We start from the raw sequence: 13222 nt of genomic DNA, 5'->3' as shown, positions 1-13222 counted from the left end.
CTCAGTGATTGTCCCGCGGCGGGCTGAGCCGGGCCACGTCGCGATACTTCGTCGCCGGCGCCAGGGTCATGCCGCGGTCCAGCGGCTCGACCATCGAGCGCTGAATCTCCTGCCAGGGCGTCTGGTGGCCCGGGTAGCGATAGCCGCCGTCGGCCTCCAGGCGCTCGCGGCGCGCGGCCAGCTCGGCGTCGTCGACCCTCAGCGTCACCTCGCAGCGGCCCAGGTCCACGCGCAGCCGGTCGCCGCTCTCGAGCAGCGCCAGCGGCCCGCCGGTGGCGGCCTCCGGCGAGGCATTGAGGATCGACGGCGAACCCGAGGTGCCGGACTGGCGGCCGTCGCCCAGGCACGGCAGGGATTCGATCCCCGCACGAATGAGGGCTTCGGGCGGCTGCATGTTGACCACCTCGGCGCCGCCGGGATGGCCCACCGGGCCGGCGCCACGCATCACCAGGATGGTGCGCGCGTCGATCTCCAGCGCGGGGTCGTCGATGCGGGCGTGATAGTCCTCGGAGCCGTCGAACACCACCACCCTGCCCTCGAAGGCGTTGGGGTCCTCGGGGTCGCTGAGGAAGCGCTCACGGAAGTCCGCGGCGATCACGCTGGTCTTCATCAGCGCCGAATCGAACAGGTTGCCCTTGAGGTTGAGGAAGCCGGCGTACTCGACCAGCGGGTTGGCGTAGCGGCGGATCACCTCGTCGTCGGCGGTCTCGCGGCCGGCCAGGTTCTCGGCCAGGGTGCGGCCGTTGACGGTCGCCACCTCGCCGTGGAGTCGCCCGGCCTCGAGCAGCTCAAACATCACCGCCGGCACGCCGCCGGCGCGATGGAACTCCTCGCCGAGATAGGCCCCGGCCGGCATCACGTTGGCCAGCAGCGGCACCTCGTGGCCCAGCCGCTGCCAGTCGTCGTTGTCGAACGCGACGCCGGCATGGCGGGCGATGGCGTTGATGTGGATCGGCGCGTTGGACGAGCCGCCCAGCGCCGAGCAGGTGACCACGGCGTTCTCGAACGCCTCGCGGGTCAGGATGTCGCTCGGCCGCAGGTCGTCCCACACCATGTCGACGATGCGCTCGCCGGTCTGGTAGGCCACCGCGCCGCGCTCCTTGTAGGGCCCGGGGATCATCGCCGAGCCGGGCAGGCTCATGCCCAGTGCCTCGGCCAGCGAGTTCATGGTCGAGGCGGTGCCCATGGTGTTGCAGTGGCCCACCGAGGGCGCCGAATCGGCGATCCGCGACAGGAACTCGGGGTAGTCGATGTCGCCGGCGGCCAGACGCTTGCGCATCTCCCACACCACGGTGCCGGAGCCGACGCGCTCGGCCCCGCGCCAGCCGTTGAGCATCGGCCCGCCGGACAGCACGATGGCCGGGATGTTGACCGTGGCCGCGGCCATCAGGCTGGCCGGCGTGGTCTTGTCGCAGCCGGTGGTCAGCACCACGCCGTCCAGCGGATAGCCGTGCAGCACCTCGACCAGGCCCAGATAGGCCAGGTTGCGATCCAGCGCCGCGGTGGGGCGGCGCACGTTCTCGTGGATCGGATGCAGCGGGAACTCGAAGGGCACCCCGCCGGCGGCGCGAATGCCGTCCTTGACCCGTTTCACCAGCTCGATGTGGTGGCGGTTGCAGGGCGTGAGGTCCGATCCCGACTGGCAGATGCCGATGATCGGCCGGGCGCTGGTCAGCTCCTCCAGGGTGATGCCCTGGTTCATGTAGCGCTCCAGGCACAGCGCGGTGGTGCCGGGATGATCCGGGTTGTCGAACCAGTCGCGCGAGCGCAGCCGGTCGGGAGTGATCTTGTGATTAAGGTCGTTCATGACACTATCTCGTCAATAGAGGAGAGCGGTTGCTGAAGAGGCATGACGCGCCGCCGCGGATGGCAGGTGGCGCGAAACAGGCTTATTCGTATGCCATCTCCTCCAGCTCCTTGCCATTGGTCTCCCTGACGAACTTCACCACGAACAGGATGGACAGCGCCGCACACAGCGCATAGAAGCCATAGGCGCCAGCCAGGCCGATGGTCGCCAGGAGAATCGGGAAGGTCATCGTGATACCGAAGTTCGCGGTCCACTGGCAGAGCCCCGAGATGGCGAGGCCGGAACCGCGCATCTGGTTGGGGAACATCTCGCCCAGCATGACCCACATGACCGGCCCCCAGGAGACGTTGAAGAACAGCACATAGGCATTGGCAGACAGCAGCGCCATCGTGCCCATGTGATCCGACATCTCGAGACCACCGTCGACCATGTCGGCACTGGCGAAGGCATACGCCATCATCGACAGCGTCAGGGCCATACCGACCGAGCCACCCCACAGCAGCGGCTTGCGGCCGATCTTGTCGATCAGGGCAATCGCCACCAGGCAGGCTCCGATGCTGACCGCGCCGCTGATCACGTTGATCAGCAGGGCATCGCTTTCCGAGAAGCCGACCGACTGCCACAGCACGGCGCCGTAATAGAACACCACATTGATACCGACCAGCTGCTGGAAGACCGCCAGCCCGACGCCGACCCACATGAGGCTGCGTACCTTGCCGCTGACGGGGTCGAGCACGTCACGCAGGCTCGGCTTGCGATCGCGCTCCAGCGAGGCCTCGATATTGGACAGCTTGGTGGCGACCCGATCACTGGCGGACACTAGGCCCAGCACCCGCTCGGCGCGCGCCGTCTTGCCCACGCTCACCAGGTAACGCGGGCTCTCGGGGATGAACATCAGGGCCACCAGGAAGACCCCGGCCGGCAGCAACTCCATCCAGAACATCCAGCGCCAGGCCGCCTGCCCCAGCCACAATTCGGACACGGAGGAGCCCGCGATGCCGGACAGGAAATAGTTGCTCAGGAAGGAGACGAACAGACCGCCGATGATCGCCACCTGCTGGATCGTCGCCAGACGGCCGCGATAGCGGGAGGGAGCCACCTCACTGATATAGGCCGGCGTCATGACGCTGGCCGCACCGACGGCCATGCCGCCAAGCACACGATAGATGACGAACTCCAGGGAGCCGTCGGCAACGCCCGATCCCCAGGCACTCACCAGGAAGAAGGTCGCCGAGACGATCAGCAGGGTGCGACGGCCATATCGGTCCGCCAGCCGGCCGGCAAAGAAGGCGCCTACGGCACAGCCCAGCAGCATCGAGGCGACATTGAAGCCGGTGCCGACGCTGTTCGAGTCGAAGGATTCCTGGAGGCCGTCGACGGTGCCATTGATGACACCGCTGTCGAAGCCGAACAGGAAGCCGCCGATGGCGGCCACGCAGCAGATGATGAAGATGTAAGCGGTACGTTGCGGAGACCTGTCTTGAGGCATGCTACCTCCCTTTCATTATGCGTTATGGTCGGGAATTGACTGACTACGTGGCAGATGACGTCTCGTCATCGCGCCCCGGATGGCTCAACACCACCCGGCATCCACCCAGTAGTTGTGCGCGGTGCAAGCAGCGCCGTCATCGGAGGCCAGGAACAGCACCATGCTGGCGATATGATGGGGATGGATCCGAACCTTGAGCTTCTGCTCCGCGACGATCTGCTGCTCGTCCTCGGGGCTGTACCAACGCGACTGACGCGGCGTCTTGACGTTGCCGGGAACCACACAGTTGACGCGGATGTTGTCTCCCCCCAGTTCCTGGGCCATCGCACGCGTCATGCCCTCGATACCCGCCTTGGCGGTTTCGTAGATCGCCAGACTCTCCTGGCCGAGATGCCAACTGATCGAGCCGAGGTTGATCACCGAGCCGCCACCGCGCGTTTTCATACCCGGCGCCGCGGCCTGGATGGCGAACATCACGTGGCGCAGGTTCACTGCGATCCGTTCGTCCCAGTAGCTCGGCGTGATGTCGCCCAGGGTATGGCGGTCATCGTTGGCCGCGTTGTTGACCAGGACGTCGACGGTCCCGATCCGCTGGAATACCTTCGACAGTGCCTCGAGATCGGTCAGGTCACAGTGGTGAAAGACCGGCTTGCCGCCCAGCCGGTCCACCAGCGCGCGCGACTCGTCCTCGACCACGTCGATGAAGTGCACTTCGCTCTGCTGATTGACGAAGGCCTCGACCAGTGCCGCTCCGATGCCGGAGCCGCCACCGGTGATCACCACGCGCTTGTCGGTGAGGCTGGGATAGATAGCCGAATTCATGCGAAACCTCTCTCTGCTGTGCCCTGTGCATATGCCGATCCGAGATGACAGGGGCGGGATACCCGAGGCCGAAGGCGGAAATGAGCCCGCCTTTAGTTAATACCTCTTACTAAGCAGCAAGTATTCCGCCTCACCCATGACGACTTCCATGAGACAAAGGTCTATTTCAGGAACCTGAGCTCCCCGGAAAACGCCCCTCACCCTGGCAACGACATCGTGCCAAGCGGGAAGGCCGCCGTCAGACAGCGACGAGCGCCGTCCTCGACATCGCCTCCCCTCCGTCCAGATGTCATAATCGGCTCACTCGCCACGGCGGGCATCATCGACCACACACCGCTGCCAGCCGGCGAAGCCCTGCGTCAACGACGGACGATCCCAAGCCGCATCATGACCATCACCTCCAATCAGCATCAGGCAGGGGACCTTCATTTCCTGAAGCGACTCAACCGCAGCGCCATTCTCGAAATGGTGCGCCGCAACCCCGGCATGACGCGGGCCGACATCGCCACGCGGGCACAGCTTACCAAGGCGACCGTGGGGGGCGGCGTTCAGACGCTGCTGAAGCAGGGATGGCTAGTCGAAGGAGATCTGCTCAAGAGCAGCGGGGGACGACCGGGGCGGGCCTTGCACCTCAATGAACACCGCCATGTACTGCTGGGCGCCGAGGTCAGTGTCCACGGCCTGCAGGTGGTCGCCTGCACCCTGTCCGGCACGACGATCCACCAGCGCCATGTGCGCATGGAGCCGACCGCTCCCGAGACCGCCGCCCAGGCCCTCGCGGATCTGATCCGCGAGGTGATCGACCATCCCGAGCTCAACGACCGCCAGTGCCTGGGGCTCGGCGTCGCGCTCCCTGGCCCCATCGCCCCCGACCGCCCCCTCCTGCGCCTGGCGCCCAATCTTGGCTGGCGTGACGTACGGTTCCTCGACCTCCTGCGCGAATCGCTGCCGGGCATCGCCGGCCTATGGCTATTGGACAACGAGGCCAAGGCGGCCGCCTTCGGCGAACTGTATTTCCGCACCGACAAGACACCGGAATCCCTCCTGTACGTCAGTGCCGGCACCGGGATCGGCAGCGGCATCGTCGGTGGCGGCCACTGGCCGGCGGTCACTCGCGGTATCCACGGCCTGGCCGGAGAAATCGGACATACTGTGCTGCAACCCGGCGGGCTCTACTGCCACTGCGGCAATCGCGGCTGCGCCGAGACACTCGTCAGCGGCTGGGCGCTTCGGGCCGCCCTGGGCGTCGGCGAGGAAGAGGACCTGGTCACCAACCTGCTGGGGCGGCTGGAAGCGCCGGAGGTCGACCTGGCAATCCGGCGCGCCGGCGAAGCCCTGGGCACCCTGCTGCTCAACCTGTATCACACCCTCGACCCCGCCGAGATCGTCCTGGGTGGCTCCCTGACACGGCTCGGCCCCCCCCTTCTGACACCGGCCCTGGACTACTTCACGGCCAATCAGAACCGACTACTCGGCGCGACACAGCGGCTCCCGCTGCGCATCATCGAAGACAGCACCTTCACCGCCGCACGCGGTGCCGCCGCCGAAGTGCTGGCCAACACCATCCACGGCCCCGCCTGAGGCCTCCCGAGCCTGCAATTCAGGCCGTATCTCCACCGAAATTAGACGAAGGTCTCGCTTACACAGTAAGTAAAAAGATTGAACATACCTTCACTTAGTTCAAACTCATCTCAAAGTCGAAGTAACGACGAGAGGAGACCCCATGACACTGGAAGGCAAGCAACTGATCGGCCAGCAGGCCGTGCTCAGCGACGGCAAGGCGATCCAGGCCGTCGATCCCGCCACCGGCGAGACCCTGTCCCCGGTCTATCCCGGGGGTGGCCAGGCCGAGGTCGCGCGCGCCTGCGAGCTGGCCTGGGCCGCTTTTGATACCTACCGCGAGACCGGCCTCGAAGCCCGCGCCGCGTTCCTCGAGACCGTGGCCGACGAGATCGAGGCCATCGGCGATGAGCTGATCACTCGCGCCATGGCCGAGTCCGGCCTGCCGCGGGCCCGCCTGGAAGGCGAGCGCGGCCGCACCTGCGGCCAGCTGCGCCTGTTCGCCAAGGTCGTGCGCGCCGGCGAGTGGCTCGACGTGCGCCTGGATCCGGCCCTGCCCGAGCGTGCGCCGATGCCGCGGGTCGACCTGCGCCAGCGCCACATCGCCCTGGGCCCGGTGGCCGTGTTCGGCGCCTCCAACTTCCCGCTGGCGTTCTCCGTGGCCGGCGGCGACACCGCCTCGGCGCTGGCCGCCGGCTGCCCGGTGGTGGTCAAGGCCCACTCCGCCCACCCCGGCACCTCCGAGCTGGTCGGCCGCGCCGTGCAGCGCGCCGTGGCCAAATGCGAGCTGCCCGAGGGCGTGTTCTCGCTGCTCTACGGCTCCGGCCGCGAGGTCGGCCAGGCGCTGGTGCGCGACGCGCGCATCAAGGCCGTGGGCTTCACCGGCTCCCGCGGCGGCGGCACCGCGCTGATGCAGGCCGCCCAGGAGCGCCCCGAGCCGATCCCGGTCTACGCCGAGATGAGCTCCATCAACCCGGTGTTCCTGCTGCCGGAAGCGCTCCAGGCGCGTGGCCAGGCGCTGGGCGAGGCCTTCGTCGGCTCGCTGAACATGGGCGCCGGCCAGTTCTGCACCAATCCCGGCCTGGTGATCGCCGTCAAGGGCGAGGCGCTGGATGCCTTCGTGGCGTCCGCCGCCGAGGCGGTGAAGGGCTCCGCGGCCCAGACCATGCTGACCCCGGGCATCCATGACGCCTACGTGCAGGGCGTCGACGGCCTGGTCGCCAGCAGCAAGGCCCGCGAGATCGCCCGCGGCAACGCCGGCGACGGCCCCAACGCCTGCCAGACCGGGCTGTTCGTGGCCTCCGCCGAGGACTTCATGAGCGACGAGGCGCTGCAGGCCGAGGTCTTCGGTGCTACCTCGCTGGTGGTCGAGTGCGCCGACCTCGACGAGGTCAAACGCGTGGCCGAGTCCCTGGAAGGCCAGCTCACCGCCACCCTGCAGATGGACGACGCCGACCTGGACGCCGCCCGCGCGCTGCTGCCGACCCTCGAGCGTCGCGCCGGCCGGGTGATGGCCAACGGCTGGCCCACCGGCGTCGAGGTGTGCCACGCCATGGTCCACGGCGGCCCGTACCCGGCCACCTCCGACGCGCGCACCACCTCGGTGGGCAGCGCGGCGATCCATCGCTTCCTGCGCCCGGTGTGCTACCAGAACCTGCCCCAGGGCCTGCTGCCCGAGGCCATCAAGGACGGCAACCCGGCCGGCGTCAGCCGCCTGGTCGACGGCCAGCGCGAGGCCTGAGGAGGCGTTCATGTCCGATAGCATGACCTTCGCCCTGCCCGAGGATGCCGACCAGGCGCTGCTGGTCGGCCGGGTCTGGCGCGATACGCCCCATCCGGGCCCGGCCCTGGTCGTCGTCCGCGACGGCCGGGTGGTCGACATCAGCGCGCGCGTCGCCTGCATGGCCGACCTGCTCGAGCGCGACAACGCGGCCGAGCTGGTGGCCACGGCCGAGGGCGAGGACCTCGGCCCGGTCGAGGAACTGCTCGCGCGCTCCCTGGCGGAGGCGCCCGAGGCGCCCTACCTGCTCGCGCCCTGCGACGTCCAGGCGATCAAGGCCTGCGGCGTGACCTTCGCGGTCAGCCTGATGGAGCGGGTGATCGAGGAGCAGGCCGGCGGCGATCCGGCCCGGGCCGGCGAGCTGCGCGAGGAGCTGAAACAGGTGATCGGCGGCGATCTGTCGAAGATCGTGCCCGGCTCCGAGGCGGCCATGGCGCTCAAGGCCGAACTCCAGGCCCGCGGCGCCTGGTCCCAGTACATGGAGGTCGGCATCGGGCCGGACGCCGAGGTCTTCACCAAGGCGCAGCCGCTGTCGGCGGTGGGCTTCGGCCGCGGCGTAGGCCTGCATCCGGCCTCCGAGTGGAACAACCCGGAGCCGGAGATCGTGCTGGCGGTGGACGCCGCCGGCCGGCCCCGTGGCGCCACCCTCGGCAACGACGTCAACCTGCGCGACGTGGAAGGGCGCAGCGCCCTGCTGCTGGGCAAGGCCAAGGACAACAACGCCTCCTGCGCCATCGGCCCCTTCATTCGCCTGTTCGACGAGCGCTTCACCCTGGACACGGTGCGCCGGGCCCGGGTGTCGCTGCGCATCGAGGGCGCCGACGACGCCTTCGTGCTGGAGGACTCCAGCGACATGCGCCAGATCAGCCGCGATCCGCTCGACCTGGTGGGCCAGACCCTCGGCGCGCATCACCAGTATCCGGACGGCTTCATGCTGTTCCTGGGCACCATGTTCTCGCCGATCCAGGACCGCGACGGCGAAGGCCAGGGCTTCACCCACCACCTGGGCGACGTGGTGACCATCGCCACGCCGTCGCTGGGCGCGCTGGTCAATCGCGTCGATCGCTCGGACCGGCTGCCGCCCTGGACCTACGGCATCCGCCAGTGGATGGCGGATATGGCGAAGCATCGATAAGCCGTAAACACTCCGCCGGCACACAAAAAGGGGCGGCCCACGCGGGCCGCCCCTTTTTCATTTCCTGCGGGAGACATGGCGTTACGCCCCAAGCTGCCTCACCGCCAATTCGACGCCATGCAGCTCGGCCAGCCCCTTGAGGCGCCCGTAGAGCGGGTACCCCGGGGCGGTATCGCGGTGCTGATCGTCGAGGATGTGATGGCCATGGTCGGGGCGCAGCGGCAGCCGCGGGCCGCCTTCGCGTTCGCGACGACGCTCCTCGGCGACGAGCGCCCGGACCACGCCGACCATGTCCACGTCCCCGCCCAGGTGCGGAGCCTCGTGAAAGGAGCGCGAGTCCGGTGCCTCGCGCTGCGTGGAGCGCAGGTGAGCGAAGTAGATATTCTGCGCGAAGCGTTCGGCCATGCCCACCAGGTCGATATCGGCGCTGACGCCGTAGGAGCCGGTGCAAAGCGTCAGCCCGTTGGCCGGACTCGGCACCCGCTCGAGCAGCCACTGGGCGTCCTCGGGGTCGGACACCACCCGAGGGAGACCGAACAGCGGCCGGGGAGGGTCGTCGGGGTGAATCGCCAGGCGTACGCCTACCTCTTCGGCCACCGGAACGATGGCCTCCAGGAAGTCGCCCAGATGCTCGCGCAGCCGCTCGGCATCGATCTCGGCATACTCCGCCAGCACACCCCGGAACTGCTCGAGCGTGTAGTGCTCCTCGGCGCCGGGCAGCCCGGCGATGATGGTGTCTTTCAGGCGCGCTCGCCCGGCCTCGTCGAGGTCGTCGAAATACGCCCTCGCCTCGGTCTTCTCGGCATCGGAGTACTCGGCCTCGGCGCCGGGGCGCGCCAGCAGGTAGAGGTCGAAGGCAGCGAAGGCGACCTGATCGAAGCGCAGCGCCAGTCCGCCGTCCGGCAGGCGCCAGCTCAGGTCGGTGCGCGTCCAGTCGAGCACCGGCATGAAGTTGTAGCAGACGGTGTCGATGCCACAGGCCGCCAGATTGCGCAGCGTCTGCTGGTAGGCGGCGATATGGGCGTCACGCTCCGGCAACCCCTTCTTGATGTCCTCGTGTACCGGCACGCTCTCGACCACCGACCAGGACAGGCCGGCGGCCTCGATCATTCGCTTGCGCTCTTCAATGGCCTCCACCGGCCAGACCTCGCCGTTGGGAATCTCGTGCAGCGCGGTGACGATGCCGGTCGCACCGGTCTGGCGAATCTCGTCGAGGGTGATGGGGTCCGCGGGGCCGAACCAGCGCCAGGTATGTTCCATGGGAGTGTCCTCTCGATCAGGCCCGTCCGAGGGCGTCCAGCGCCCCGGCCAGCCCCTGTTGTGTCAGATCGGTGTAGGCGGCGGTGACGGCGGCGACGAAACGCGGCTCGGCCGCCAGCGCCGGCGGGAAAACGTCTTCCACGGCCATGAAGGCGGAAACGAGACCGGCGATGTCATCGCCATGACGCACATGCAGCGCCGCCAGGCGGTCGGACAGCGGGTCGTCCACGGCGTGGGGGGTGCCGGCCAGGTCTGTGCCGGCCGTGTAGCGAATCCAGGCGGCCACACCGAGCGCCGTGCAGGCCACGTCTCGCCCGGCGGCAAGGTGGATCTCGGCACCACTCAGCCAGCGTTGGGGCAGCTTCTGGGAACCGTCCATGGCGATCTGCTGCAGACGGTGGTGCAGGCTGTCGTTGGCGAAGCGGGCCAGCAGCTGCTCGGCGTAGGCGTCGAGGTCCGTGCCCTCGGGCATGGCGAGGGTCGAGGCGGCCTCGTCGAGCATGTAGCGGCGCAGCAGCGACGTCAGATCCTCGCGGCCCACGGCCTCGGCCACCGTCTCGATGCCACCCAGCGCGCCCAGGTAGGCGAGCAGGGAATGACTGCCGTTGAGCATCCGCAGCTTCATGGTCTCGAAGGGGGCCACGTCGGCCACCATCTCCACGCCGTCCGCGGCCCAGTCGGGACGCCCTTGGGGGAAGTCGTCCTCGACCACCCACTGACTGAACGACTCGCCGACCACGGCGTTGCGATCCTCGATGCCGAGCACTGCCAGGCGCGAGAAGTCGGCCTCGGTCATGGCCGGCACGATGCGGTCGACCATGCTGCACGGGAAGGCGACCTCGTCCGCGATCCAGTCGGCCAGCCCGGCATCGCGCCGCGCCGCCAGCGCCATCACGGCGGCCCGGGTGCGCTTGCCGTTGTCGGGCATGTTGTCACAGCTGAGCACCGTGAACGGCGCCTGCCCTGCCGCATGACGTCGCGCCAGCGCCTCGACCAGCAGCCCCGGCGCGGTACGCGGCGCCTCGGGATGAGCGATATCGGCGGCCACCAGCGGGTCGTCGACCAGCAGCTCGCCGCTGGCCGGGCTCAGGAAATAGCCCTTCTCGGTCACCGTCAGGGTGACGATGCGGGTCTCGGGGGACGCCATGCGCTCGAGCAGCGTCTCGACGTCGCGCCCCCAGCGGCCGTTCTCGTCCTTGCCGGTGAACAGCGTCTCCTCGATCACGCCGATCTCGCGCACGGTGACATGCTCGCTGTCGGCGTATTCGGCCACGTGATAGCGATGGCCGGCCTCGCGCAGGGCATCGACCAGCGCCACGCTGGCACGCAGGTTGGCACTGCTCACGCCCCAGGCGTCATCGCCGGTACGCTGGCGATAGCGCTCCAGGTAGACCGCCTGGTGGGCGCGGTGGAAGGCGCCCAGGCCCAGATGGACCATGCCGATTCGAACCCTGCCGGCACTGGCCGGCAGCCGTTTGACACTCTGCATCATGCTCTCCATGTCAGGGGCGCGGCCTTACGGGCCGAGGATCAGGTTGGGCAGCCACATCGAGATGGCCGGCACGTAGGCCACCAGCAGCAGCACGGCAAGGTTGCAGATCAGGAACGGCAGGATCGCCCTGGCCACGGTCAGCACCTGCAGGTTGCCGATCCCCGAGACCACGAACAGGCAGACGCCCACCGGTGGTGTGGTGAGGCCGATCATCAGGTTGAGCACCGCCATCACCGCGAAGTGCACCGGGTCCATGCCCACCCCGGTCGCCACGCCCAGCAGCGCCGGGAAGAGGATGATCAGCGCAGCGATCGTCTCCATGAAGGCGCCGACGCACAACATGATCAGGTTGAGGATCAGGATCACCACCAGCGGATTCTCGCTGATCGCCAGGATGCCGGACGCGACCATCTGGGGAATCTGCTCGCTGGTCAGGATCCAGCCGAACAGGTTGGCCAGCCCCACCAGCAGCAGCAGTGCGGAAGAGGTCAGCACGGTGTCGGTGAGGATGGCCGGCAGCTTGCGCCAGGAGAGCCCCTTGTAGACGTACATGCCGACCACCAGCGCATAGAGGCTGGCGACGATGGAGGCCTCGGTGGGCGTGAAGAAACCGCCGATGATGCCGTAGAGAATGATGGCGGTCATCAGCAGCGCCCAGAAGGCGGTGCGCCCCTCGCGCACCAGCTGCAGCAGGGATACCCGCTTCTCCTTGGGATAGCCGCGGCGAATGGCCAGCAGGTAGACAGTGACCATCATCGCCACGCCCAGCAGGATGCCCGGGATGGCGCCGGCCAGGAACATGCGGCCGACCGAGACGCCGGTCAGCGAGCCGGCGATGATCATCGGCACGCTGGGCGGGATGATCGGCCCGATGGTCGAGGAGGCCGCAGTGACGGCGGCCGAGAACGGCTTGTCGTAGCCGGCCTTCGACATGCCGGGAATCATCACCGAGCCGATGCTGGCGGCATCCGCCACGGCCGTGCCCGAGATGCCGCCGAAGATCATCGAGCCGCCGACGTTGGCCAGGCCCAGGCCGCCGCGGATGTGGCCGACGAGGGCGTTGGAGAAACGCACGATGTGCTCGGTGATGTTGCCGACGTTCATCAGGTTCCCGGCCAGCACGAAACCGGGAATACACAACAGCACGAAAGTGTCGATTCCCGAGTAGAGGCGCTGCGGCACGATGGTCAGCGGAATCCCCGCCAGCAGCAGATAGCTCAGCGAGGCGATGCCCAGCGAGAAGGCGATCGGCACCCCGACCAGCAGCAGCACCAGGAAGACGGCGAACAGCGCGATCACTTCCATCACGGGGTCTCCGTATCGGCGTGGGAGGCCGGGTGCCAGGCACCCCAAAGGCCTTCGATGACACCGATGGCGCTATACAGCAGGACCAGCCCGAACAGCACCACGGTGGAGAAGAAAATGTAGAGCATGGGCACCCTCAGGGTCGGCGAGGTCTGCCAGGTGCCATTGGCGGCGTACTGCCAGGCGTAGGGCAGCACGATCAGGGCGAAGCCCCCCACCAGCAGGCATACCAGCACCTGGTAGATCGCCCGCCCGCGCGGCCCCATCCAGTGATGGAAGAGCTCCACGTTGACGTTGCGGCGCCGGCGGATCACCACGCCGGCGGAGAGGGCGACCATGTAGATGAACAGGTAACGCGACAGTTCTTCGGTCCAGGCCGGCGAGGAAGGCAGCGCCAGACGCCCGACGACCTGCAGCAGCACGGTGGCGGCGATGCCCACCAGTGCCAGTGTCGCGAGGAAGGTGAACAGGGTATCGAGCCAGCCGATCACACGACCGGCCAGGCCCGGCAGGCGTGGCACCGCCGACAGGGCGTCGAGCTCCTCGACGGCCCGCTGCTCGGAAGCATCCAT

Annotated in this window: 10 protein-coding genes; 3 read left to right on the top strand and 7 right to left on the bottom strand. The window is 68.1% G+C overall.

The features are described from left to right. Position 1: 1 nt before the first annotated feature. The 3 genes from QWG60_RS01145 to QWG60_RS01135 all read right to left on the bottom strand — a co-directional run bounded on the left by QWG60_RS01145 (position 2) and on the right by QWG60_RS01135 (position 4118). Positions 2-1807, bottom strand: coding sequence for an IlvD/Edd family dehydratase (locus QWG60_RS01145; RefSeq protein WP_290130915.1), 1806 nt, complete (start codon positions 1805-1807; stop codon positions 2-4). A gap of 82 nt (positions 1808-1889) precedes the next feature. After that, the gene (locus QWG60_RS01140; RefSeq protein WP_146910381.1) at positions 1890-3296 is read right to left on the bottom strand and encodes a sugar porter family MFS transporter; all 1407 of its coding nucleotides are present in this window, start codon (positions 3294-3296) and stop codon (positions 1890-1892) included. Positions 3297-3380: 84 nt separating this feature from the next. Beyond that, positions 3381-4118 (bottom strand): SDR family NAD(P)-dependent oxidoreductase, encoded by a 738-nt coding sequence (locus tag QWG60_RS01135; RefSeq protein ID WP_146910379.1) that lies wholly within the window; start codon positions 4116-4118, stop codon positions 3381-3383. Between the two features lie 387 nt (positions 4119-4505). Between QWG60_RS01135 and QWG60_RS01130 the strand changes: the two genes are divergently transcribed. The 3 genes from QWG60_RS01130 to QWG60_RS01120 all read left to right on the top strand — a co-directional run bounded on the left by QWG60_RS01130 (position 4506) and on the right by QWG60_RS01120 (position 8593). After that, positions 4506-5699 (top strand): ROK family transcriptional regulator, encoded by a 1194-nt coding sequence (locus QWG60_RS01130; protein ID WP_146910377.1) that lies wholly within the window; start codon positions 4506-4508, stop codon positions 5697-5699. A gap of 142 nt (positions 5700-5841) precedes the next feature. Next, complete coding sequence (locus tag QWG60_RS01125) at positions 5842-7419, top strand: aldehyde dehydrogenase (NADP(+)) (protein WP_290130914.1); 1578 nt, start codon at positions 5842-5844, stop codon at positions 7417-7419. Between the two features lie 10 nt (positions 7420-7429). Next, entirely contained in the window at positions 7430-8593 is a 1164-nt protein-coding gene (locus tag QWG60_RS01120; RefSeq protein WP_290130913.1) for a fumarylacetoacetate hydrolase family protein, read from the top strand. Between the two features lie 81 nt (positions 8594-8674). Here the strand turns inward: QWG60_RS01120 and uxuA are convergent, their stop codons facing one another. The 4 genes from uxuA to QWG60_RS01100 are packed head-to-tail and all read right to left on the bottom strand — an operon-like array spanning position 8675 to position 13222. Then, on the bottom strand, positions 8675-9853 hold the full coding sequence (gene uxuA / locus QWG60_RS01115) for a mannonate dehydratase (RefSeq protein WP_146909830.1): 1179 nt from the start codon (positions 9851-9853) through the stop codon (positions 8675-8677). Positions 9854-9869: 16 nt separating this feature from the next. After that, positions 9870-11342 (bottom strand): mannitol dehydrogenase family protein, encoded by a 1473-nt coding sequence (locus tag QWG60_RS01110; protein WP_146909827.1) that lies wholly within the window; start codon positions 11340-11342, stop codon positions 9870-9872. Positions 11343-11369: 27 nt separating this feature from the next. Beyond that, positions 11370-12650, bottom strand: coding sequence for a TRAP transporter large permease (locus QWG60_RS01105; RefSeq protein ID WP_046078485.1), 1281 nt, complete (start codon positions 12648-12650; stop codon positions 11370-11372). After that, the gene (locus QWG60_RS01100; protein ID WP_046078486.1) at positions 12650-13222 is read right to left on the bottom strand and encodes a TRAP transporter small permease; all 573 of its coding nucleotides are present in this window, start codon (positions 13220-13222) and stop codon (positions 12650-12652) included. Before QWG60_RS01100 ends, QWG60_RS01105 begins: the two co-directional genes overlap by 1 nt.

The sequence above is a fragment of the Halomonas halophila genome, from assembly GCF_030406665.1.
GTDB lineage: Bacteria > Pseudomonadota > Gammaproteobacteria > Pseudomonadales > Halomonadaceae > Halomonas > Halomonas halophila.
This window is presented reverse-complemented; position numbering and strand designations above follow the sequence as displayed.

What these genes read in the sequence shown, in the direction of transcription:
- QWG60_RS01145 (WP_290130915.1), bottom strand. Translation starts at nt 1,807, where the DNA reads ATGAACGACCTTAATCACAAGATCACTCCCGACCGGCTGCGCTCGCGC.
- QWG60_RS01110 (WP_146909827.1), bottom strand. Translation starts at nt 11,342, where the DNA reads ATGCAGAGTGTCAAACGGCTGCCGGCCAGTGCCGGCAGGGTTCGAATC.
- QWG60_RS01105 (WP_046078485.1), bottom strand. Translation starts at nt 12,650, where the DNA reads ATGGAAGTGATCGCGCTGTTCGCCGTCTTCCTGGTGCTGCTGCTGGTC.
- QWG60_RS01100 (WP_046078486.1), bottom strand. Translation starts at nt 13,222, where the DNA reads ATGGATGCTTCCGAGCAGCGGGCCGTCGAGGAGCTCGACGCCCTGTCG.
- QWG60_RS01125 (WP_290130914.1), top strand. Translation starts at nt 5,842, where the DNA reads ATGACACTGGAAGGCAAGCAACTGATCGGCCAGCAGGCCGTGCTCAGC.
- uxuA (WP_146909830.1), bottom strand. Translation starts at nt 9,853, where the DNA reads ATGGAACATACCTGGCGCTGGTTCGGCCCCGCGGACCCCATCACCCTC.
- QWG60_RS01130 (WP_146910377.1), top strand. Translation starts at nt 4,506, where the DNA reads ATGACCATCACCTCCAATCAGCATCAGGCAGGGGACCTTCATTTCCTG.
- QWG60_RS01140 (WP_146910381.1), bottom strand. Translation starts at nt 3,296, where the DNA reads ATGCCTCAAGACAGGTCTCCGCAACGTACCGCTTACATCTTCATCATC.
- QWG60_RS01135 (WP_146910379.1), bottom strand. Translation starts at nt 4,118, where the DNA reads ATGAATTCGGCTATCTATCCCAGCCTCACCGACAAGCGCGTGGTGATC.
- QWG60_RS01120 (WP_290130913.1), top strand. Translation starts at nt 7,430, where the DNA reads ATGTCCGATAGCATGACCTTCGCCCTGCCCGAGGATGCCGACCAGGCG.